A 22089-nucleotide genomic window follows, 5' to 3' on the forward strand; every position below is an offset into this window, starting at 1 on the left:
AAAAAGCACGCTCATTATGAACACATCATTTCAAAGTAACCATAGCGAAGCCGTAGAGCATTTTCCCTAGCGGCAGAGCGGCTTCAGGGCCTGGCTGTGCGACGTTCAAAGCTCTCGATCGACACGCCGGCGCGGCTTGCAGAGCGCCCCTCAAGGGTGAACATCAACGCGACAACGGAAATTCAGCATGGCACGGCTTGCACGACTCTATGTTCCCGAACAGCCGCAGCATGTCATCCTGCGCGGTCTCGACCAGCAGCCCGCTTTCGTCGACGACCAGGACTACGAGCTCTTCCTCGACTGCCTCAGAACGGCTTCGCGCGATCATCAACTCGCCATCCACGCGTATGCGCTGATGCCCGGCGCGGTGCATCTGCTCGTCACCCCGCGCGACGAGTCCAGCCTGCCCAAAGCGATGCAGGCAGTCGGCCGTCGCTACGTTGCGCACTTCAACCGACGCTACGTGCGACGTGGCACGCTGTGGGAAGGCCGCTACCGCGCGACGGTGATCGAAGGCGAACGCTACTTTCTGCTCGCGAGCCGCGTCGTGGAGATGGCGCCTGTCCGCGCGCAACTGGCCGCCGCGCCGCAGGACTACAAGTGGTCGAGCTACCGGCATCACATCGGTCTCACGCTCGACAGCCTCATCACCGACCATCCGCTCTACTGGTCGCTCGGCAACACGCCTTTCGAACGCCAGCACGCGTACAAGGAACTGTGCGAACAACCGCTCGACGAGCGCGAAGCCAACCGTCTACTTCAGGCAACACTTAAAGGCTGGGTGCTCGGCAGCGATTCGTACCGCGAATGGGCAGGGCGAGCCGCCAATCGCCGCGTGTCGCCACTGCCGCGCGGCCGGCCTCGAAAAATCCGTGAAACTCCTCAGACTCAATAACGGCGCGGCCTGCCAAAGCTGAGGCGTTTAATGAAACGGCGTCTCGAAATTCGGAGAAGCCGTTTATTTTTGGGCAATCGGTGATATAGCCCTAATTAAATGGGGCATCTTTGCACCATATCGATAATAGGTGCCAGATCATCACGTTTTATTTGCCATCCTCTTGATTCGTCGCGTATATTTCCAATTCCGGCGATTTGGTGCGCTGCGGCGCACGTAGCACGACCGGCTTCGCGGCTTCGGATGCGGTTCGGAGCGAAGACGCGGGCGACAAGAATATGGTTCAACGGCCCCACGGCCCCTCACAGAAGACGGTGTCCCCATGAACGATCAACAGCAGCCGGTCATCGGTTCGCTTCCCGCCGCGCAGGGCATGTACGACCCCGCCAACGAACACGACGCATGCGGCGTCGGCTTCGTCGCGCACATCAAGGGCAAGAAAAGTCACGAGATCATTCAGCAGGGTCTCAAGATCCTCGAAAACCTCGACCATCGGGGCGCCGTCGGCGCCGATCCGCTGATGGGCGACGGTGCGGGCATCCTGATCCAGGTTCCGGACGGCTTCTATCGCGAGGAAATGGCGAAACAGGGCGTGACGCTGCCGCCCGCGGGCGAATACGGCGTCGGCATGATTTTCCTGCCGAAGGAACATGCGTCGCGGCTCGCGTGCGAACAGGAGCTGGAGCGCACCGTGAAGGCCGAAGGCCAGACCGTGCTCGGCTGGCGCGACGTGCCCGTCGATTCCACCATGCCGATTTCGCCGACCGTCAAGGCAAGCGAGCCGCTGATCCGCCAGATCTTCATCGGCCGCGGCAAGGACATCGTCGTGACGGACGCGCTCGAGCGCAAGCTGTATGTGATCCGCAAGACCGCGAGCCACCGCATCCAGGCGCTCAGGCTCAAGCACGGCAAGGAATACTTCGTGCCGTCGATGTCGGCGCGCACGGTCGTCTACAAGGGCCTGCTGCTGGCGGGCCAGGTCGGCGTGTATTACCGCGACCTGCAGGACGACCGCGTCGTCTCGGCGCTCGCGCTCGTGCACCAGCGCTTCTCCACGAACACGTTCCCGGCGTGGGAACTGGCTCACCCGTACCGGATGATCGCCCACAACGGCGAAATCAACACGGTGAAGGGCAACGTCAACTGGCTGAACGCGCGCACCGGCGCAATCGCGAGCTACGTGCTCGGCGACGACCTGCCGAAGCTCTGGCCGCTGATCTATCCGGGCCAGTCGGACACCGCGTCGTTCGACAACTGTCTCGAACTGCTCGTGATGGCGGGCTATCCGCTCGTCCACGCGATGATGATGATGATTCCGGAAGCGTGGGAGCAGCACACGCTGATGGACGACAACCGCCGCGCGTTCTACGAATACCACGCCGCGATGATGGAGCCGTGGGACGGCCCCGCCGCGATCGCGTTCACTGACGGCCGCCAGATCGGCGCGACGCTCGACCGTAACGGCCTGCGTCCGGCGCGTTTTCTCGTCACCGACGACGATCTCGTGATCCTCGCGTCGGAATCGGGCGTGCTGCCGATTCCCGAATCGAAGATCGTGAAGAAGTGGCGCCTGCAGCCGGGCAAGATGTTCCTGATCGACATGGAGCAGGGCCGCATCATCGAGGATAAGGAACTCAAGGACAACCTCGCGAACGCGAAGCCGTACAAGAGCTGGATCGACGCTGTGCGCATCAAGCTCGACGAGATCGAGCCGAAGGCCGAGGAAGTCGAGACGCAACGCCGCGAAGCCGCCGCCTTGCTGGATCGCCAGCAGGCGTTCGGCTATACGCAGGAAGATCTCAAGTTCCTGATGGCGCCGATGGCACAATCGGGCGAGGAAGCCGTCGGCTCGATGGGCAACGACTCGCCGCTCGCGGTGATGTCGAGCAAGAACAAGACGCTCTATCACTACTTCAAGCAGCTGTTCGCGCAAGTGACGAACCCGCCGATCGACCCGATCCGCGAAAACATGGTGATGTCGCTCGTGTCGTTCATCGGCCCGAAGCCGAACCTGCTCGACACGACCAACATCAACCCGACGATGCGCCTGGAAGTGTCGCAGCCGGTGCTCGACTTCAAGGACATCGCGAAGATCCGCGCCATCGACAAGTACACCGGCGGCAAATTCAGCTCGTACGAGCTGAACATCTGCTATCCGGTCGCGTGGGGCAAGGAAGGCGTGGAAGCGCGCCTCGCTTCGCTGTGCGCGGAAGCCGTCGACGCTGTGAAGTCCGGCTACAACATGCTGATCGTGTCGGACCGTAAGATGGACCGCGACAACGTCGCGATTCCCGCGCTGCTCGCCACGTCCGCGATCAACATGCACCTCGTGCAGCACGGCCTGCGCACGAGCACGGGTCTCGTCGTGGAAACCGGTTCGGCGCGCGAGACGCACCACTTCGCGCTGCTCGCGGGCTACGGCGCGGAAGCCGTGCACCCGTACCTCGCGCTGGAAACGCTCGCGCAGATGGCGAGCGGCCTGAAGGGCGACCTGTCGGCCGACAAGGCGATCTACAACTACACGAAGGCGGTCGGCAAGGGCCTGCACAAGGTCATGTCGAAGATGGGCATTTCGACCTACATGTCCTACACCGGCGCGCAGATTTTCGAAGCGGTCGGACTGGCGAGCGACCTCGTCGAGCAGTATTTCAAGGGCACGGCGTCGAAGGTCGGCGGGATCGGCATCTTTGAGGTCGCGGAAGAAGCGATCCGCCTGCACCGCGACGCATTCGGCGACAACCCTGTGCTCGCGACGATGCTCGACGCGGGCGGCGAATACGCTTATCGCGTGCGCGGCGAAGAGCACATGTGGACGCCTGACGCGATCGCGAAGCTGCAGCATTCGGCGCGCAGCAACTCGTATCAGACGTACAAGGAATACGCGCACCTCATCAACGACCAGACGAAGCGTCACATGACGTTCCGCGGCCTGTTCGAGTTCAAGGTCGATCCGCACAAGGCGATCGCCCTCGACGAAGTCGAGTCGGCGAAGGAAATCGTGAAGCGTTTCGCGACGGGCGCGATGTCGCTCGGCTCGATCAGCACGGAAGCGCACGCGACGCTCGCGGTCGCGATGAACCGCATCGGCGGCAAGTCGAACACGGGCGAGGGCGGCGAGGACGAGAAGCGCTATCGCAACGAACTGCGCGGCATTCCGATCAAGAACGGCGACACGATGAAGTCCGTGATCGGCGACGAAGTCGTCAGCGACATCCCGCTGAAGGACGGCGATTCGCTGCGTTCGAAGATCAAGCAGGTCGCGTCGGGGCGCTTCGGCGTGACGGCGGAATACCTGTCGTCGGCCGATCAGATCCAGATCAAGATGGCGCAGGGTGCGAAGCCGGGCGAAGGCGGCCAGCTGCCGGGCCACAAGGTGTCCGACTACATCGGCAAGCTGCGTTATTCGGTGCCGGGCGTCGGCCTGATTTCGCCGCCGCCGCACCACGACATCTATTCGATCGAAGACCTGGCGCAGCTCATTCACGACCTGAAGAACGCGAATTCGTCGGCGAGCGTGTCGGTGAAGCTCGTGTCGGAAGTGGGCGTCGGTACGGTTGCGGCGGGTGTCGCGAAGGCGAAGGCCGATCACGTCGTGATCGCGGGCCACGACGGCGGCACGGGCGCATCGCCCCTGTCGTCGCTCAAGCACGCGGGTACGCCGTGGGAACTCGGTCTCGCCGAAACGCAGCAGACGCTCGTGCTGAACCGCCTGCGCGGCCGCATCCGCGTGCAGGCCGACGGCCAGATGAAGACCGGCCGCGACGTCGTGATCGGCGCGCTCCTCGGCGCCGATGAATTCGGCTTCGCGACGGCGCCGCTCGTCGTCGAAGGCTGCATCATGATGCGCAAGTGCCACCTGAACACGTGCCCGGTCGGTGTCGCGACGCAAGACCCGGTGCTGCGCGCCAAGTTCACCGGCCAGCCGGAACACGTCGTGAACTTCTTCTTCTTCATTGCCGAAGAAGTGCGCGAGATCATGGCGCAACTGGGCATCCGCAAGTTCGACGATCTGATCGGCCACGCAGAACTGCTCGACATGAAGAAGGGCGTCGAGCACTGGAAGGCGAAGGGGCTCGACTTCTCGCGCGTCTTCTATCAGGTGCCGCAGCAGGGCGAAATCCCGACGCGTCACGTCGACGTGCAGGATCATGGTCTCGACCGTGCACTCGATCACGTGCTGATCGAGAAGTCGAAGGCGGCGATCGAGAAGGGTGAGCACGTCTCGTTCATCCAGCCGGTGCGCAACGTGAACCGCACGGTCGGCGCGATGCTGTCGGGCCTGATCGCGAAGAAGTACGGCCACGACGGACTGCCGGACGACACGATCCACATCCAGCTGAAGGGCACGGCCGGGCAGAGCTTCGGCGCGTTCCTCGCGCGCGGCGTGACGCTCGATCTCGTCGGCGACGGCAACGACTACGTCGGCAAGGGCCTGTCGGGCGGGCGCATCATCATTCGCCCGACCAACGACTTCCGCGGCAAGTCCGAGGAAAACATCATCTGCGGCAACACGGTGATGTACGGCGCGATCGAAGGCGAATCGTATTTCCGCGGCGTCGCGGGCGAGCGCTTCTGCGTGCGCAACTCGGGCGCGACGGCGGTCGTCGAAGGCACGGGCGACCACGGCTGCGAATACATGACGGGCGGCACGGTCGTCGTGCTCGGCGAGACCGGGCGCAACTTCGCCGCGGGCATGTCGGGCGGCGTGGCCTTCGTCTACGACCCGGACGGCTCGTTCGCCGGCAAGTGCAACAAGTCGATGGTCTCGCTCGATCCGGTGCTGCAACAAGCGGAACAGGAACGCACGGTCGACCGCGCGCTGTGGCACACGGGCCAGACCGACGAAGCAGTGCTCCGCGGCCTGATCGAGCGTCACTTCCAGTTCACCGGTTCGCCGCGCGCGAAGACGCTGCTCGAGAACTGGGATGCGTCGCGCCGTCAGTTCGTGAAGGTGTTCCCGACCGAATACAAGCGCGCGCTCGGCGAACTCGGCGCGAAGAAGGCCAAGCAGGCGATGGCGGCTTAAGGCGGCTTTCGGTAAATAGACAGAAGGGCTCTCCGGCGCACGACGCCGGAGAGCAAGTTCCTCACCAAATACAGAGAAAGAAGAGAACCATATGGGCAAGGCAACCGGTTTTCTCGAGTTCGAACGCCGCCACGAGGCGTACGAAGCACCGCTGACCCGCGTCAAGCACTACAAGGAATTCGTCCACGCGCTGTCCGACGAGGACGCGAAGATCCAGGGCGCGCGCTGCATGGACTGCGGCATTCCGTTTTGCAACAACGGCTGCCCGGTGAACAACATCATCCCGGACTTCAACGACCTCGTTTTCCAGCAGGACTGGAAGAACGCGATCGAAGTGCTGCATTCGACCAACAACTTTCCCGAGTTCACCGGCCGGATCTGTCCGGCGCCGTGTGAGGCGGCCTGCACGCTCGGCATCAACGACGATCCGGTCGGCATCAAGTCGATCGAGCACGCGATCATCGACAAGGCCTGGGCGCAGGGCTGGGTCGAGCCGCAGCCGCCGAAGCACAAGACCGGCAAGAAGGTGGCGGTCGTCGGTTCGGGGCCTGCCGGGCTCGCCGTTGCGCAGCAACTCGGGCGCGCGGGGCACGACGTGACGGTGTTCGAGAAGAACGATCGGATCGGCGGACTGCTGCGCTATGGCATCCCCGACTTCAAGCTTGAAAAGTGGCTGATCGACCGCCGCATGCGCCAGATGGAAGCCGAAGGCGTGACGTTCCGCACGAACGCGTTCGTCGGCAAGGAAGCGCTGCCTGCGCACATCGGCAACACGGCGAAGGAAACGATCACGCCGGACGAACTGCGCGAACAGTTCGACGCGATCGTGCTTACGGGCGGCTCCGAAACTCCGCGCGACCTTCCGGTGCCGGGGCGCGAGCTTGCCGGCATCCATTACGCGATGGAATTCCTGCCGCAGCAGAACAAGGTCAACGCGGGCGACAAGGTCGCCGAGCAATTGACGGCGAAGGGCAAGCATGTCGTCGTGATCGGCGGCGGCGATACGGGTTCGGACTGCGTCGGCACGTCGAACCGGCATGGCGCGAAGGACGTCACTCAGTTCGAGCTGCTCGCACAGCCGCCCGAGGAAGAGAACAAGCCGCTCGTGTGGCCGTACTGGCCGATCAAGCTGCGCACGTCGTCGTCGCATGAGGAAGGCTGCGAGCGGGACTGGTCGGTGGCGACGAAGCGCTTCGAAGGCAAGAACGGCAAGGTCGAGAAGCTGATCGCGGTGCGCGTCGAGTGGAAGGGCGGCAAGATGCAGGAAGTTCCGAACAGCGAGTTCGAACTGAAGGCCGATCTCGTGCTGCTCGCAATGGGCTTCACGCAGCCGCTGTCGCCGGTGCTAGACGCGTTCGGCGTAGAGAAGGACGCGCGCGGCAACGTGCGGGCCGCGACGGAAGGCGAGAAGTCGTATTACACGTCGGAAGAGAAGGTGTTCACCGCTGGCGACATGCGTCGCGGTCAGTCGCTGGTGGTGTGGGCGATTCGCGAAGGCCGCCAGTGCGCGCGTTCGGTGGATGCGTTTCTGATGGGGCATAGCGAGTTGCCGCGGTAAGTTCTTATCGCTTCTTGCTGAAAGAAAAAAGCCGGATCGCCTTTGGGGCGGTCCGGCTTTTTTTGTGCACGTGCCGTTCGCAGTCAGACGGCCCTGAGCCTGTGGCGGATTTTCTTTTCGAGTGCGCTTTTCGCTTCGAATAGTCGACTGCGTCCGGCACTTCGGGCGCGAGATAGTTTTCGAGCACTATCTCCTCGCCGACGATCCGGCTCAGTTGCAGCACATTGCCCAAACCCCGGGCAGTCAAAAAGTCACAAAAAAACGCACCGCGTGGTTGCGCGGTGCGTCGGCATTGTCACGAAGTTCGCTCGAGCCTCAAACCTCGGCCATCGCCCTCTCGATTTCGATCTTGTAGTCATGGAACATCGCGACCGACTCGCGATGCGCGACGCTCAGCATCGCCGCGTCCGGCAGCCGTTCGACGAGCGTGTTGTAGACGTGAAGCTCGTTGTCCGCATCCAGGGCGCTGGTGGCTTCGTCGAGAAACACGAAGTCCGGCTTGTGCAGCAGCACGCGCGCGGCGGCCAGCCGCTGCTGCTCGCCCGGCGACATCATCTTCGCCCAGTGTCCCGACTCTTCCAGCCGGCCGACGTAATCCTCCAGCTTGCAAGCGCGCAGCGCATCGCGCGATTCCTCGTCGCTGAACGTGCCGCCCGGCGACGGATAGCTCAACGCTGCCTTCAGCGTGCCGATCGGCAGGTAGCTTTGCTGCGGGATGAACATCATCTTCGCATCGACGGGCGCGTCGATCGTGCCGTCGCCAAACGGCCACAGGCCCGCGAGCGCACGCATCAGCGTGCTCTTGCCCGACCCCGACGGCCCGTGCACGAGCCAGCGCGACCCCGGCTCAATCGACACGTCCGCGACGCGCGCGAGCGGCGTGCCGTTCGGCAGCGCGAGCGAGAGCCCGTCGGTCGTGAGCGCGTCGGCGCTCGTGTAGTGCAGGTTGATGCCGCCGTGCACGGTCGCGGGCGAGATCGCCTCGCGGAAATGTGTCGAGCGCATCACGCGCTTGAATTCGCGCAGACGATTCACCGTCGCGCGCCATTCGACCAGCGTCGAGTAACTGTTGATGAACCACGAGAACGAATCGCTGACCGTGCCGAACGCCGAAGAAATCTGCATCAGCACGCCGAACGAGAACGCGCCGGCAAAGTAGCGCGGCGCTGCGACCATGATCGGGAAGATGATCGCGATCTGCCCGTAGAAACTCAGCACGAAGGTCATGCGCTTCGTGTACTTCATGATCATCCACCAGTTGTCGCGGATCCGCCCGAAGATGGTCTTCGCGTTGGCTGTTTCGGTCGCGATGCCGTCATAGAACGCGATCTGCTCGGCGTTCTCGCGCACGCGGATCAGGCCGAAACGGAAATCAGCCTCGACCTTCTGCTGCTGGTAGTTGATCGACACGAGCGGATGGCCGACCTTCTGGATGATGAGCGACCCGAGCACCGCATACAGCGCCGCGGCCCAGACCATGTAGCCCGGAATCACGAGCGGCGTGCCGAATGCGGTCAGCGTGAGCGCGCCGGCGATCGTCCACAGGATCGTAATGAACGTGACGAGCGTGACGAGCGTCGAGAGCAGGTCGAGCGAGAGGCTCAACGTGGTGGTGGCGAACGACTGGAGGTCGTCGCTGATCCGCTGGTCGGGGTTGTCGGCGAGGCGGTCGCGCTCGATCCGGTAAAACGCGCGGTCACCGAGCCATTGTTCCAGATACTTGTTGGTGAGCCACTGGCGCCAGCGGAAGCCGAGCATCTGGCGCAGATACCGTCCATACACCGCGAGCAGGATGTACGCGAACGCGAGTCCGGTGAAGATCAGCAGCAGGTGCGGGAAATCGTGGACGTTCTTGGTTTGCAGCGCGTTGTAAAAGTCGGCGTTCCAGCGGTTGAGCCGGACATTGATCCACACGACCGTCATGTTGATCGCGATGATCGCGACCAGCAGTCCCCACGCGATTCTGCGTTCTTCCGAGATCCAGTAGGGCTTGATCAGGCTCCAGGCCGATACGTTGTCGGCCTCTTGCTGAGCGTTGTCGGGCGTGATGTTGGTCATGAGCTTCCTGATGATGAGCCGGCGTCACGGCCGGTTGTAACTCGCGCACGAGGCGGCGCGTGATCGGGCCCGCTGCGAGCGAAACGCCAAAAGCACGGGCCACGCAGATTGTTTCGGTTTTCCCTTAACTGCGGCTTAATTGAAACCGGCGCGAAACGAACGAGAACCACGCGCGGCACTGCCGACGCCCCGCGCAGGTTTCGCGTACAGGTGTTCGCGGCATTGTGCCAGAGTGCCGGATCGCATGAAAAAACACGGGAATCCCCGGTTTGCGGCGGCTTCGCCTTTCATGCTTTAATGAACGTCGACGAAACAGGGGTGCTTCGCGCGCGTTTCTCGCAACACGGGACGCGCGACGAGGCTGAGAGAAACCCTTTGCACCCGATCCGGGTAATACCGGCGAGGGAAGTTTCCGGAAAACGCCATCGTTTTTCCAGTTTCTTCCAGCATTCCACCCGCGCTGGGGCCTGGCATTCCGCCGCCCCGCCGGTCTCGCCGCTGATTTCGTCCTTTGATTGTGCGTCTGCCGCACTCGACGGAAAGCTCGGGACCGATTTCCCCGTTATCCACTTCCTCGCGTGCCGCAGCTCGTCGCTGAGGAGGCGTCGCATCGTGAATATTTTTGTCGACCGGAGTGCAGGCGCGCCGCGGGCCGCGCATCGGCCGGACTTTGCCGTCGTCGGCGGCGGGCTGTGCGGACGGCTCGTCGCCTGGCAACTGGCAGGCGCCGGACATCGGGTCGCGCTCTACGAACGCGGCGACGCGGCCGGGACGCAGTCGGCGGCGTGGGTCGCGGCGGCAATGCTCGCGCCGCTCGCGGAAGCGGCGAGCGCCGAGCTGCTGATCACGGAACTCGGCGTGGCGTCGCTCGAACGCTGGCCGGGCCTCATCGCGCAGTTGCCCGAGCCGGTGTTTTTCCAGCGCAACGGCACGCTCGTCGTCTGGCATGCCAGCGACCGCGCCGAAGCACCGCTTTTCGAGCGCCGCCTGCGCGCGAATGCGCCCGCCGCGCTTTTCGACGACGGTTTCGTGAAGCTGTCCGGCACGCAGGTTGCGGCAGCGGAGCCGTCGCTCGGGACGCGCTTCGCGCAAGGCTGGCTGCTGCCGCACGAAGGGCAACTCGACAATCGTCAGGTCCTGTCGGCGCTTGCGGCGGGGCTCGCTGCGCGCGGCGTCGATACGCACTGGAACACCACGCTCGACACGATGCCCGACGCGCGTGTCGTGATCGATTGCCGCGGGCTCGGCGGCAAGCCCGCGTGGCCGGCGTTGCGCGGCATCCGCGGCGAGGTCGCGCGCGTGCATGCGCCGGGGATCGGACTCACGCGGCCGGTGCGCCTTCTGCATCCGCGCTATCCGCTCTACATCGCGCCGAAGGAGAAGGATCTGTACGTGATCGGCGCGACGGAAGTGGAGGGCGAGGACATGTCGCCTGTCACCGTGCGCTCCGCGCTGGAACTGCTGAGCGCCGCGTTCGCGGTGCATCCGGGCTTCGGCGAGGCGCGCATCCTCGAACTCAACGCCCACTGCCGCCCGACGCTGCCGGACCATCGTCCGGCCATCGTCTGGGACGGGGCGCGGACCTTGCGGGTGAACGGCCTGTACCGGCACGGCTTCATGATCGCGCCGGAAGTCGCCGATACCGCTGCGCAGTTCGCAGAGGCGCTTCTCGCCGAGGACGTGAGCGCCCCCGATTCCTTCGACGACTTCCGCCGCCAGGCGCGCTGGTCCGACCTGCTCCACAGCGAGCACGTGGTGCCCGCACTGTAAACACATCGACATCGCCATCGCCATGAACATCCACATCAATCAGCGGCCGTTCGACCTTCCCGAGTCGGCCACCGTCACCGACGCGCTCGCCGCGTTCGGCGCGAAACCGCCGTTCGCCGTCGCGCTGAACGGCCAGTTCGTTGCGCGCGCGGAGCACGCATCGAAGGCCCTCAGCACGGGTGACAAGCTCGATGTCGTCGCGCCCGTTGCGGGCGGCTGAATCACACAGGATCGGAACCATGACCACTACCACCAAAATTACGACCGCCGATGCGCTTGTGCTCTACGGCGAGACGTTCCCGAGTCGCGTGCTGCTCGGCACGTCGCGCTATCCGTCGCTGCAGTCGCTCTCGGATTCGATCGATGCCGCGAAGCCCGGCATGGTCACGGTCGCGCTGCGCCGCCAGTCGGCGACGGGCGAGGCGGGCTTCTTCGACGTGCTGAAGCGCCATGGCGTCGCGCTTTTGCCGAACACGGCTGGCTGCCAGAGCGTCGACGAGGTGCTGAACACGGCGCACATGGCGCGCGAAGTCTTCGAGACGCCGTGGATCAAGCTCGAACTGATCGGCGACGACTACACGCTGCAGCCCGATCCGATCGGTCTCGTGGAAGCGGCGTCGAAGCTGATCCGCGACGGCTTCAAGGTGCTGCCGTACTGCACCGAGGATCTCGTGATCGGGCGACGACTGCTCGATGTCGGCTGCGAGGCGCTGATGCCGTGGGGCGCGCCGATCGGCACCGGCAAAGGCGTGACGAATCCTTACGGCCTGCGCACGCTGCGCGAGCGGCTGCCGGACGTGCCACTCATCGTCGATGCGGGACTCGGCGTGCCGTCGCATGCGTGCCAGGTGATGGAGTGGGGCTTCGACGGCGTGCTGCTCAACACGGCCGTCTCGCAGGCGACCTTTCCGCCGCAGATGGCGCGCGCGTTCGCGCTCGGCGTCGAGGCGGGGCGCACCGCGTATCTCGCCGGCCCGATGGCCGAGCGCGACAGCGCGCAGGCGAGCACGCCGGTCGTCGGCATGCCGTTCTGGCACCAGGACGGGAGCGCCGCATGAGCCTGCTGAACCGCGAAATCTTCTGGCCGCCGGCGGACGAACTGACCGAAGTCGCCGAGCGCATCCGCTCGCGTCTCGGCGAGTGGCCGGCGGCGTCGAAGGAATGGCGCATCTGCCTCACCGCGCCTGACGCGCACGGCGCGAACGACCTGATCGTCTTCACGGAACAGCATGGCGCGGACGTCGATCGTCTGATCGCCGATGGTGCCGCCGTGCTCGAAGCGCATGGCGAGCGGGCGGTTCTGCGGCGAGGCGACGAGCGTTTCGTGCTCGAAGGCGAACGTTCCGACGACTGGCTCGCGGCGCTCGCCGCGTTCCTCGACTGCGATTTCGAACCGCACGACGCGCTCACGCTCGCGCTCGCGTGGCGCCCGGGCGACGAGAACAAGCCGGACGCATGGCCCGTCGATTTCGATACGTTTCCGCGCGTCGGTGATCTACCCGCCGCGCCCGCGACGCCGTTTCCCGAATGCCCGCAGCGGCTCGGCCTGTATCCGGTGCTGCCGAGCGCGGAATGGGTCGAGCGCGTGCTCGATCTCGGCGTGGTCACGGCACAACTGCGCCGCAAATCCACCGACGCCGACGATCTCAAACGCGAAATCGAACGCTCGGTGAGCGCAGGGCGCAGGCATCAGGCGCAGCTATTTATCAACGATCACTGGCGCGAGGCGATCGCGGCGGGCGCGTATGGCGTCCATTTGGGCCAGGAAGACGTCCAGACGGCCGATCTCGACGCCATCGCGAAGGCCGGCGTGCGGCTCGGCCTCTCGACGCACGGCTATTACGAAATGCTGCGCGCACTGCATTTCCGGCCGAGCTATCTCGCGCTCGGCGCGGTCTTCCCGACGACGACCAAGGTCATGCCGACCGCGCCGCAAGGCATCGCGCGGCTGGCACGCTACGTGCGCCTGCTCGACGGCCGCGTGCCGCTCGTGGCGATCGGCGGTGTCAATGGCGACGTGCTGCGCGACGTGCTGGCAACCGGCGTAGGCAGCGCCGCAGTCGTGCGCGCGGTGACCGAGGCGCAGGACGTCAAGGCCGCGGTTTCTGCGCTGCAGCACGAGTTCGCGCGATAATGTTGAAAACTCGGAAAAATTCACTAGTCGAAAGGTAGGCCAAGGCATCGTTTACGCACAGGCCCTATAATTCGGCCTCTTTGCGTAAAAGGACTGCCTGCCCTCGTGTCTGCTTCTCCCGAGACCCTGCTAGAGCTTCGCGACGTCGACTTCGGTTACGGCGACCGGCTCGTTTTGTCGAACCTGAACATGCGTTTCGCGCGTGGCCAGGTAGTCGCGGTCATGGGCGGCTCCGGCTGCGGCAAGACGACCATCCTGCGCCTGATCGGCGGCCTCGTGAAGGCGAACCGGGGCCAGGTGCTGTTCGGCGGTACGGACGTCGGCCGCGAGACCCGCGAAGGTCTCTACGCGCTGCGCCGCAAGATGGGCATGCTGTTCCAGTTCGGTGCGCTTTTTACCGATCAGACGGTCTTCGAAAACGTCGCTTTCCCGCTGCGCGAGCACACGGACCTGCCCGAAGAACTCGTGCGCGATCTCGTGCTGATGAAGCTCAATGCTGTCGGCCTGCGCGGCGCACGCGATTTGGCACCGTCGGAGATTTCGGGCGGCATGGCGCGCCGCGTGGCGCTCGCCCGAGCGATCGCTCTCGATCCCGAACTCATGATGTACGACGAGCCGTTCGCCGGCCTCGACCCGATTTCGCTCGGCATCACCGCGAACCTGATCCGCACGCTGAACAGCGCGCTCGGCGCAACCTCGATTCTCGTCACGCACGATGTGCCGGAATCGTTCGCCATCGCCGACTACGTGTACTTCATCGCGAACGGCGGCATTCTCGCCGAGGGCACGCCGGCGCAACTGCGCGCCGCGACGGACCCGTCGGTGCGCCAGTTCATCGACGGCGCGCCCGACGGCCCGTTCAAGTTTCACTACGCCAGTTCGCCGCTCGCGGCGGACTTCGGTATCGGAGGCAAGGCATGATCAGCGCGCTCGGACGCTGGGTGCTCGACGGCTTCGGCACCGCCGGTTACGCGACGCGCATGTTCGTGCGCCTCGTGCTCGAATTCTTCCCGCTGCTGCGCCGTCCGCGTCTTGTCACGAAACAGATTCATTTTGTCGGCAATTATTCGCTGGTGATCATCGCGGTATCGGGCTTGTTCGTCGGCTTCGTGCTGGGCTTACAGGGCTATTACACGCTCAATCGCTACGGTTCGGAGCAGGCGCTCGGGCTGCTCGTCGCGCTGTCGCTCGTGCGCGAGCTCGGGCCGGTCGTGACCGCGCTCTTGTTCGCGGGGCGCGCGGGCACGTCGCTCACCGCCGAAATCGGCCTGATGAAAGCCGGCGAGCAACTCACCGCGATGGAAATGATGGCGGTCGACCCGGTCAAGGTCGTCGTCGCGCCGCGCATGTGGGCCGGGATCGTCTCGATGCCGATCCTCGCCGCGATTTTCTCGGCGGTCGGCGTGATCGGCGGGTACGTGGTCGGCGTGCTGATGATCGGCGTCGATGCCGGCGCGTTCTGGTCGCAGATGCAGGGCGGCGTGGATGTCTGGCGCGACGTCGGCAACGGCGTGATCAAGAGCATCGTGTTCGGTTTCGCGGTGACGTTCATCGCGTTGTTTCAGGGCTACGAAGCCAAGCCGACGCCGGAAGGCGTATCGCGCGCGACGACCAAGACCGTCGTGTACGCATCGCTTGCCGTGCTCGGCCTCGATTTCCTGCTGACGGCACTGATGTTCAGCTAGGTCACATGTTGAACGGCGTCCGCGCACAGCGGGCGTTGCGAAGGGCACAGTCCTTCGCCCCGTTCTACGACAAGATTCTCTTTGGATAGACGATGAAAAAGACTGCTCTCGACTTCTGGGTCGGCCTGTTCGTGGTGCTGGGTTTCGTGGCGCTGCTGTTCCTCGCGCTGAAAGCCGGCAACATGAGCTCGCTTTCCTTCCAGCCGACTTACGCGGTGAAGCTGAAATTCGACAACATCGGCGGCCTGAAGGCGCGCGCGCCGGTGAAGAGCGCCGGCGTGACGGTCGGCCGGGTCGGCTCGATTGGGTTCGACCGGAACACGTATCAGGCCGTCGTCACCATCGATATCGACAAGCAATTCGAATTTCCGAAAGATTCGTCGGCGAAGATTCTGACTTCTGGACTGCTCGGCGAGCAGTACATCGGCCTCGAACCGGGCGGCGATGACCAGATGCTCAAGAACGGCGACACGATTTCCATGACGCAATCGGCAGTGGTGCTCGAAAACCTCATCGGCCAGTTCCTCTACAACAAGGCGGCGGATTCCGGCGCATCGAAATCGGGCGGCGCTCCCGCTGCGCCGGCGGCGCCGGCCGCACCTGCGCCCGCCTTTCCGGGCGCGGCGAGCGCGATGGGTTCGACGGGCGCCTCGGGCGCGTCAGGTCAATAAGGAGAAGGGCATGCAGGCGATGCGCTTGAAAAGCGCGGGAATCGTGATGGCGGCGGCGCTGGTCGCCGGCTGCGCGACCGTGACGACGCCTACGAAGGGCGATCCGCTCGAAAGCTACAACCGGACGATGTTCACGATCAACGACAAGATCGACCAGGTTGCGCTGAAGCCGGTCGCGAAGGCGTACGTCTGGGCGATCCCGGAGCCGGTCCGCAACAGCGTCACGAACTTCTTCTCCAACATCGGCGATGTCTACATCGCGGCGAACAACCTGTTGCAGCTCAATATCGCGGATGGCGTGTCGGACATCGTGCGCGTCGCGATGAACACGGTGTTCGGCGTCGGCGGTCTGTTCGACGTCGCGACCATCGCGAAGCTGCCGAAGCACCAGGCCGACTTCGGCCTCACGCTCGGCCACTACGGCGTGCCGCCGGGCCCGTACCTCGTGCTGCCGCTGCTCGGGCCGAGCACGGTGCGGGACACGGGCGGCACGGTCGTCGATTATTTCGGCAATCCGCTCACCTATGTGAAGCCGGATTCGGTTAGCTGGGCGCTCTACGGCGTGAATCTCATCGACGTGCGTGCGAACCTGCTCGGCGCGAGCGATGTGCTCTCGGAAGCCGCGCTCGACAAATATTCGTTCGTCCGCAATGCATACTTGCAGCGTCGCGAGTATCTGATTTCGGGCGGCGAAAGCACGGCACCGGATTACGGCGAGACGCCACCGCCGACCTACGATGAGTCGGGCACCGGTACTCCGGCGGCCGCTGCGGCAACGGGGGCGTCGGCGACAGCCACGCCGCCGGCTCCGGCATCGGCGACCGCTGCGCCGGCAACCGCGGCTTCGGCTGCGGAAGGCGCGTCCGGCACGGCGGAAGCGCCGACCCCGGCAAGCGGTACCAACACGATTCCGGGCAACCAGTTCGTGCCGCCGCGCGTACCCGCGTTCCCTTCGATCCGCTTACGCTGATTCACCGGCGTCTAACGAGCGGTAACATTTTTGACAGGTATTACGACGGTTTGGATAGCGTGGCAGGTGAACTCGGAAACGGTGCCACGTTCAAACCCAAGCCACTTTCACGCAGGGTCTGAAATGAAAAAACTATTGTTGCTTCCCCTTTTCGCGGTCTTCATGGCGTTTTGCAATGGCGCATCGGCGCAGGCCGTCGACACCAACAATCCGGACGTGTTGGTCAAGACGGTCACGCAGCAGGTGCTCGACCAGATTAAGGCGGACAAGCAGATCCAGTCGGGCAATATCACGCGCATCACGGAACTCGTGAACGAGAAGATCCTGCCGTACACGGACTTCACGCGCACCACGCGTCTCGTGATGGGCCGCAACTGGAATACCGCCACGCCCCAGCAGCAAAAGGAGATCGTCGAGCAGTTCAAGATGCTCCTGATCCGTACGTATTCGGGCGCGCTCGCGCAGGTGCGTGACCAGCAGGTCCAGTACAAGCCGTTCCGCGCATCGCCGGAAGATACGGACGTCGTGGTGCGCTCTGTCGTGATCAACAACGGCTCGCCGATCCAGCTCGACTACCGTCTCTACAAGACGCCGCAGGGCTGGAAGGTCTACGACATCAACGTGCTCGGCGCGTGGCTGATCCAGGCATACCAGCAGCAGTTCAACGAGCAGATCTCGCAGCATGGCGTCGACGGGCTGCTGCAGTTCCTCACGCAGCGCAATCAGCAACTCGCGAGCGGCAAGGCATCGTGAGCAGCGTGAATTCCGCTGGTCTGTCTGCAGCCGGCATGCCGGCCAGTGCCGCCGCTGGCCGCTTCCAGACGGCCGCGTCGCTGACGCATGAAAGCGCCAGGGCGGCGCTCGAAGCGGGGCTGTCACGGATCGCTGCGGGCGCGACCGAAGTCGATTGCGCGCCGCTGCGTCAATTCGATTCGTCCGCGCTCGCCGTGCTGCTCGCATGGCAGCGCGCGGCGTCTTCACGTGGCGGCGCGCTCGCCGTCGTGAACCTTCCCACCGGGCTTGCCAGTCTCGCGCAGGCCTACGGCGTCGACACGCTCCTCACCTTCCGGCATTGATCCTGCACTGATGCAGCGAGCGGCGCGGCGCGGCGCAGCGCAGGATCGTCCTTCGCCCGCGCCGCGCCCGGCAGGACCGGGCTCGGGTCGGCCAAAGCCGGTTTGCCCTATAATCAAACGTTTTTTCGGCACGTCACCCGGCCCTTTTTCGGCCCGACACGGTGCCGACCACGTTCCAGTACCGCACAATTCGAGGCGCCGCCATGTTCGGCGGGCGCACTGTCATGCCAGCCATAGAAATCCGAAACGTCAGAAAGCGCTACAAAGAGCTGCAAGCGCTCAAAGGCGTGAGTTTCTCGGTGGAAGAAGGCGAATTCTTCGGCCTGCTCGGTCCCAACGGAGCGGGCAAAACCACCCTCATCAGCATTCTCGCGGGCCTCGCGCGCGCCGACAGCGGCACGATCTCGGTCCGCGGGCACGACGTCGTCAGCGATTTCCGCGCCGCGCGCCGCGCGCTCGGCATCGTGCCGCAGGAACTCGTCTTCGATCCGTTCTTCACCGTGCGCGAGTCGCTGCGCATCCAGTCGGGCTACTTTGGCTTGCGCAATAACGATGACTGGATCGACGAAGTCATGGCGAATCTCGATCTCACCGAGAAGGCCGACGTCAACACGCGCGCGCTGTCGGGCGGCATGAAGCGGCGCGTGCTCGTCGCGCAGGCGCTGGTGCACCGGCCGCCCGTGATCGTGCTCGACGAGCCGACCGCCGGCGTCGACGTCGAGTTGCGCCAGACGCTCTGGAAGTTCATTTCGCGCCTGAACCGCGAAGGCCACACGATCGTGCTCACGACGCACTATCTGGAAGAAGCCGAGTCGTTGTGCGACCGGCTCGCGATGCTTCGCCGCGGCGAAGTCGTCGCGCTCGAGCGCACGAGCACGCTGTTGCAGCGTTTCGCGGGCATGCAGCTGTTCCTGCGCTTCAAACATGGCGTTCTCCCCGCCGACCTGCGTCAGCTGGAAGTCGATCCGCACGCGATTTCGGGCACGCAGCACCTGCTGCGGCTGTCGAGCTACGACGAAGTCGAGCCGATTCTCGCGAAGTGCCGCGCGGCTGGTTGCGCGTTAGACGAAATCGAAGTGCGCAAGGCCGATCTGGAAGACGTGTTCGTGCAGGTCATGAACGAACCCGAAGTGGTCGAGGGACTTTCATGAGCGGTTTCAGGACACTGTTTTACAAGGAAATTTTGCGTTTCTGGAAAGTCGCTTTCCAGACGGTGCTCGCGCCGGTTATCACGGCGCTCCTTTACCTGATGATCTTCGGCCACGCGCTGTCGAGCCACGTGCAGGTCTATCAGGGCGTCGCGTACACGAGCTTTCTCGTGCCCGGCCTCGTGATGATGAGCGTGCTGCAGAATTCGTTCGCGAACAGCTCGTCGTCGCTGATCCAGTCGAAGATCACGGGCAATCTCGTGTTCGTGCTGCTGCCGCCGATCGCGCACTGGGAGATGTATTTTGCCTACGTGCTGGCGTCGGTGGTGCGCGGGCTGACGGTAGGATTCGGCGTATTCATAGTCACGGTGTGGTTTATTCCGATGACTTTTTCCGCGCCGCTCTACATCATTGCGTTCGCGGTGCTGGGGTCGGGGATTCTCGGCACGCTCGGGCTGATCGCCGGCATCTGGGCCGAGAAATTCGACCAGCTCGCCGCGTTCCAGAACTTTCTGATCATGCCGCTCACGTTCCTTTCGGGCGTGTTCTACTCGACGCATACGCTGCCGCCCGTCTGGCGCGAAGTGTCGCGGCTGAATCCGTTTTTTTACATGATCGACGGGTTCCGCTACGGCTTTTTCGGCATGTCCGACGTGAGTCCGCTCGCGAGCCTCGGGATCGTCGCCGCGTTCTTCGTGGTGCTGGCGGTGATCTGCGTGCGCCTGCTGGCAAGCGGCTACAAGCTGCGTCACTAAATTTTTTAGGAGACTTCCATGTTGCCGACCCCGGAACAAGTGAAGGATTACATCGCTGGCGGCCTTGCTTGCCAGCACCTGGAAGTGGAAGGCGATGGCCAGCATTTCTTCGCGACCATCGTCAGCGACGCGTTCGAAGGCAAGCGCCTGATCGCGCGTCATCAGCTCGTCTACGCGGCGCTCGGCGACCGCATGCGCGCGGAAATCCACGCGCTCAGCATGAAGACGCTCACGCCCGCGGAGTGGAAATCGGCCTGAGCCGACCGGCGTCGCCGGAAATGTCCGGCGCGCGTATTCAAGTCAATCGCGACGCCGATGCCGGCGTCGCAGCAGCAAGCACGGTAGAAGGACACTGAAGCATGGACAAACTGGTCATCACTGGGGGCACGAAGCTCTCGGGCGAAATCGTCGTATCGGGTGCCAAGAACGCGGCGCTGCCGATTCTCTGCGCAAGCCTGCTCACCGCCGACGACGTCCATCTGGAAAACGTTCCGAATCTGCAGGACGTGCGCACCACGCTCAAGCTGCTGCGCCAGATGGGCGTGAATTCGGAAGTGAGCGGCGACGGGCGCGTGACGCTGAACGCGTCGAAAGTCGACAACCTCGTCGCGCCATATGAGATGGTGAAGACGATGCGCGCGTCGATCCTCGTGCTCGGGCCGCTCGTCGCGCGCTTCGGCGAGGCGAAGGTGTCGCTGCCGGGCGGCTGCGCGATCGGCGCGCGTCCGGTCGACCAGCACATCAAGGGCCTGCAGGCGATGGGCGCCGAGATCAACATCGAGCACGGTTTCATCGAAGCGCGGGCGAAGCGCCTGAAAGGCGCGCGCATCATCACCGACATGATCACGGTCACCGGCACGGAAAACCTGCTGATGGCAGCCGTCCTCGCCGATGGCGAAACGGTGATCGAAAACGCGGCGCGCGAGCCGGAAGTCACCGACCTCGCGCATCTGCTCGTGAAGATGGGCGCGAAGATCGACGGTATCGGTTCGGACCGGCTCGTGATTCACGGCGTCGACAAGCTGCATGGCGCGCGGCACTCGGTCGTGCCGGACCGTATCGAAGCGGGCACGTTCCTGTGCGCGGTCGCCGCTGCTGGCGGCGACGTGACGCTGCGTCACGTGAATCCGTCGCTGCTGGACGCGGTGACGTCGAAGCTGTGCGAAGCGGGCGTGTCGATCGAGGAAAGCGGCGACTCGATGCGCGTGAAGATGGCGAAGCGCCCCGAAGCGGTGAGCTTCCGCACGTCGGAATACCCGGCGTTCCCGACCGACATGCAGGCGCAGTTCATGGCGCTCAATGCGATGGCGAAAGGCACCTCGCAGGTCGTCGAGACGATCTTCGAGAACCGCTTCATGCACGTGCAGGAATTGAACCGTCTTGGTGCGAGCATCACCATCGACGGCAATACGGCGCTCGTCGCGGGTGTCGAGAAGCTGTCGGGCGCGAAGGTGATGGCAACCGACCTGCGCGCGTCGGCGAGCCTCGTGATCGCGGCGATGTGCGCGGACGGCGACACGCTGATCGACCGTATCTATCACCTCGACCGCGGCTACGACCGCATGGAAGCGAAGCTGACGGCGGTCGGCGCGAAGGTGAGCCGCATCAAGGGAACCGGGAGCGAACAATGAGTTCGGTGCCACAGACTTCGTCGTCGGTCGGCGCGAGTGCGCCGCTCACGCTCGCGTTGTCGAAAGGGCGTATCTTCGAAGAGACGCTGCCGCTGCTCGCCTCTGCAGGCGTACAGGTGGCCGAGGACCCGGAGACGTCGCGCAAGCTGATCCTGCCGACCACGAATCCGAACCTGCGCGTGATCATCGTGCGCGCAACCGATGTGCCGACCTACGTGGAGTACGGCGCGGCGGATTTCGGCGTCGCGGGCAAGGACGTGCTGATCGAGCATGGCGGCGGCGGGCTGTATCAGCCCGTCGATCTGAATATCGCGCGCTGCCGGATGTCGGTCGCTGTTGCGGCCGGTTTCGACTACGCGAGCGCGGTGCGCCAGGGCGCGCGTCTGCGAGTCGCGACGAAGTACGTGGAAGTGGCGCGCGAGCATTTCGCGTCGAAGGGCGTGCACGTCGACCTGATCAAGCTGTACGGCTCGATGGAACTGGCGCCGCTGGTCGGGCTGGCCGATGCGATCGTCGATCTGGTCAGCTCGGGCGGAACGCTCCGGGCGAACAATCTCGTCGAGGTGGAGGAGATCATGCAGATTTCGTCGCGTCTCGTCGTGAATCAGGCCGCGCTCAAGCTGAAGCGCGAAGCGCTGAAACCGTACCTCGACGCATTCGAACGCGCGTCGGTGCCGGAAGGAAACTGAGCGGGAACTGAGCGTGAGCCGGT

General features: G+C 64.3%; 19 protein-coding genes and 1 riboswitch. Of the genes, 18 read left to right on the plus strand and 1 reads right to left on the minus strand.

What is annotated here, in order from left to right:
- Positions 1-187 precede the first annotated feature (187 nt).
- The 3 genes from AWB81_RS19495 (at position 188) to AWB81_RS19505 (ending at position 7479) form a co-directional block, all read left to right on the plus strand.
- Positions 188-895: a transposase gene (locus AWB81_RS19495; RefSeq protein ID WP_062638187.1), complete on the plus strand. Its 708-nt coding sequence runs from the start codon at positions 188-190 to the stop codon at positions 893-895.
- 322 nt (positions 896-1217) lie between these two features.
- A complete protein-coding gene (locus tag AWB81_RS19500; protein ID WP_062638188.1) occupies positions 1218-5921 on the plus strand; it encodes a glutamate synthase-related protein in 4704 nt (1567 codons plus the stop codon).
- A 91-nt stretch (positions 5922-6012) separates the two neighbouring features.
- Positions 6013-7479, plus strand: a complete 1467-nt coding sequence (locus AWB81_RS19505; protein ID WP_062638189.1) for a glutamate synthase subunit beta — start codon at positions 6013-6015, stop codon at positions 7477-7479.
- Between the two features lie 315 nt (positions 7480-7794).
- On the opposite strand, the gene AWB81_RS19515 is transcribed toward AWB81_RS19505, so the two are convergent.
- Positions 7795-9537 carry an ABC transporter ATP-binding protein/permease gene (locus AWB81_RS19515; protein WP_062638191.1) on the minus strand — a complete coding sequence of 581 codons (1743 nt, stop codon included), beginning with the start codon at positions 9535-9537 and terminating at the stop codon, positions 7795-7797.
- A 304-nt stretch (positions 9538-9841) separates the two neighbouring features.
- Positions 9842-9962, plus strand: a riboswitch (TPP riboswitch).
- 187 nt (positions 9963-10149) lie between these two features.
- Here AWB81_RS19515 and AWB81_RS19520 point away from each other — a divergent pair.
- The 15 genes from AWB81_RS19520 (at position 10150) to hisG (ending at position 22066) form a co-directional block, all read left to right on the plus strand.
- Complete coding sequence (locus tag AWB81_RS19520; protein ID WP_235025842.1) at positions 10150-11307, plus strand: FAD-dependent oxidoreductase; 1158 nt, start codon at positions 10150-10152, stop codon at positions 11305-11307.
- 22 nt (positions 11308-11329) lie between these two features.
- Entirely contained in the window at positions 11330-11527 is a 198-nt protein-coding gene (thiS, locus tag AWB81_RS19525) for a sulfur carrier protein ThiS (protein WP_062638192.1), read from the plus strand.
- Positions 11528-11546: 19 nt separating this feature from the next.
- Positions 11547-12365, plus strand: a complete 819-nt coding sequence (locus tag AWB81_RS19530) for a thiazole synthase (RefSeq protein ID WP_062638193.1) — start codon at positions 11547-11549, stop codon at positions 12363-12365.
- Positions 12362-13441 carry a thiamine phosphate synthase gene (gene thiE / locus AWB81_RS19535; protein WP_087135071.1) on the plus strand — a complete coding sequence of 360 codons (1080 nt, stop codon included), beginning with the start codon at positions 12362-12364 and terminating at the stop codon, positions 13439-13441. Before AWB81_RS19530 ends, thiE begins: the two co-directional genes overlap by 4 nt.
- Before the next feature lie 105 nt (positions 13442-13546).
- Positions 13547-14362: an ABC transporter ATP-binding protein gene (locus AWB81_RS19540; protein ID WP_062638194.1), complete on the plus strand. Its 816-nt coding sequence runs from the start codon at positions 13547-13549 to the stop codon at positions 14360-14362.
- Positions 14359-15126 (plus strand): lipid asymmetry maintenance ABC transporter permease subunit MlaE, encoded by a 768-nt coding sequence (gene mlaE / locus AWB81_RS19545; RefSeq protein ID WP_062638195.1) that lies wholly within the window; start codon positions 14359-14361, stop codon positions 15124-15126. Before AWB81_RS19540 ends, mlaE begins: the two co-directional genes overlap by 4 nt.
- Before the next feature lie 92 nt (positions 15127-15218).
- Positions 15219-15797, plus strand: coding sequence for an outer membrane lipid asymmetry maintenance protein MlaD (mlaD, locus tag AWB81_RS19550; protein WP_062638196.1), 579 nt, complete (start codon positions 15219-15221; stop codon positions 15795-15797).
- Positions 15798-15807: 10 nt separating this feature from the next.
- Positions 15808-16767 (plus strand): MlaA family lipoprotein, encoded by a 960-nt coding sequence (locus AWB81_RS19555; protein WP_062638197.1) that lies wholly within the window; start codon positions 15808-15810, stop codon positions 16765-16767.
- Between the two features lie 123 nt (positions 16768-16890).
- Positions 16891-17520 carry an MlaC/ttg2D family ABC transporter substrate-binding protein gene (locus AWB81_RS19560; protein ID WP_062638198.1) on the plus strand — a complete coding sequence of 210 codons (630 nt, stop codon included), beginning with the start codon at positions 16891-16893 and terminating at the stop codon, positions 17518-17520.
- 35 nt (positions 17521-17555) lie between these two features.
- Positions 17556-17843, plus strand: coding sequence for an STAS domain-containing protein (locus tag AWB81_RS19565; RefSeq protein ID WP_062638232.1), 288 nt, complete (start codon positions 17556-17558; stop codon positions 17841-17843).
- 224 nt (positions 17844-18067) lie between these two features.
- A complete protein-coding gene (locus AWB81_RS19570; protein WP_062638233.1) occupies positions 18068-18994 on the plus strand; it encodes an ABC transporter ATP-binding protein in 927 nt (308 codons plus the stop codon).
- Positions 18991-19746 (plus strand): ABC transporter permease, encoded by a 756-nt coding sequence (locus AWB81_RS19575; protein ID WP_062638199.1) that lies wholly within the window; start codon positions 18991-18993, stop codon positions 19744-19746. The genes AWB81_RS19570 and AWB81_RS19575 overlap by 4 nt, the downstream gene beginning before the upstream one ends.
- Before the next feature lie 18 nt (positions 19747-19764).
- The gene (locus AWB81_RS19580; protein ID WP_062638200.1) at positions 19765-20004 is read left to right on the plus strand and encodes a BolA family protein; all 240 of its coding nucleotides are present in this window, start codon (positions 19765-19767) and stop codon (positions 20002-20004) included.
- Between the two features lie 101 nt (positions 20005-20105).
- A complete protein-coding gene (murA, locus tag AWB81_RS19585; RefSeq protein ID WP_062638201.1) occupies positions 20106-21377 on the plus strand; it encodes a UDP-N-acetylglucosamine 1-carboxyvinyltransferase in 1272 nt (423 codons plus the stop codon).
- Positions 21374-22066, plus strand: coding sequence for an ATP phosphoribosyltransferase (hisG, locus tag AWB81_RS19590; RefSeq protein ID WP_062638202.1), 693 nt, complete (start codon positions 21374-21376; stop codon positions 22064-22066). Before murA ends, hisG begins: the two co-directional genes overlap by 4 nt.
- The last annotated feature ends 23 nt before the right edge of the window (positions 22067-22089 follow it).

Source organism: Caballeronia arationis (genome assembly GCF_001544975.2).
Classification (GTDB): Bacteria; Pseudomonadota; Gammaproteobacteria; order Burkholderiales; family Burkholderiaceae; genus Caballeronia; species Caballeronia arationis.

Bases quoted from the DNA above. Each gene is read 5' to 3' on its own strand.
- AWB81_RS19495 (WP_062638187.1), top strand. From the start codon at position 188: ATGGCACGGCTTGCACGACTCTATGTTCCCGAACAGCCGCAGCATGTC.
- AWB81_RS19500 (WP_062638188.1), top strand. From the start codon at position 1,218: ATGAACGATCAACAGCAGCCGGTCATCGGTTCGCTTCCCGCCGCGCAG.
- AWB81_RS19505 (WP_062638189.1), top strand. From the start codon at position 6,013: ATGGGCAAGGCAACCGGTTTTCTCGAGTTCGAACGCCGCCACGAGGCG.
- AWB81_RS19515 (WP_062638191.1), bottom strand. From the start codon at position 9,537: ATGACCAACATCACGCCCGACAACGCTCAGCAAGAGGCCGACAACGTA.
- thiS (WP_062638192.1), top strand. From the start codon at position 11,330: ATGAACATCCACATCAATCAGCGGCCGTTCGACCTTCCCGAGTCGGCC.
- AWB81_RS19530 (WP_062638193.1), top strand. From the start codon at position 11,547: ATGACCACTACCACCAAAATTACGACCGCCGATGCGCTTGTGCTCTAC.
- thiE (WP_087135071.1), top strand. From the start codon at position 12,362: ATGAGCCTGCTGAACCGCGAAATCTTCTGGCCGCCGGCGGACGAACTG.
- mlaE (WP_062638195.1), top strand. From the start codon at position 14,359: ATGATCAGCGCGCTCGGACGCTGGGTGCTCGACGGCTTCGGCACCGCC.
- mlaD (WP_062638196.1), top strand. From the start codon at position 15,219: ATGAAAAAGACTGCTCTCGACTTCTGGGTCGGCCTGTTCGTGGTGCTG.
- AWB81_RS19555 (WP_062638197.1), top strand. From the start codon at position 15,808: ATGCAGGCGATGCGCTTGAAAAGCGCGGGAATCGTGATGGCGGCGGCG.
- AWB81_RS19560 (WP_062638198.1), top strand. From the start codon at position 16,891: ATGAAAAAACTATTGTTGCTTCCCCTTTTCGCGGTCTTCATGGCGTTT.
- AWB81_RS19565 (WP_062638232.1), top strand. From the start codon at position 17,556: ATGCCGGCCAGTGCCGCCGCTGGCCGCTTCCAGACGGCCGCGTCGCTG.
- AWB81_RS19570 (WP_062638233.1), top strand. From the start codon at position 18,068: ATGCCAGCCATAGAAATCCGAAACGTCAGAAAGCGCTACAAAGAGCTG.
- AWB81_RS19575 (WP_062638199.1), top strand. From the start codon at position 18,991: ATGAGCGGTTTCAGGACACTGTTTTACAAGGAAATTTTGCGTTTCTGG.
- AWB81_RS19580 (WP_062638200.1), top strand. From the start codon at position 19,765: ATGTTGCCGACCCCGGAACAAGTGAAGGATTACATCGCTGGCGGCCTT.
- murA (WP_062638201.1), top strand. From the start codon at position 20,106: ATGGACAAACTGGTCATCACTGGGGGCACGAAGCTCTCGGGCGAAATC.
- hisG (WP_062638202.1), top strand. From the start codon at position 21,374: ATGAGTTCGGTGCCACAGACTTCGTCGTCGGTCGGCGCGAGTGCGCCG.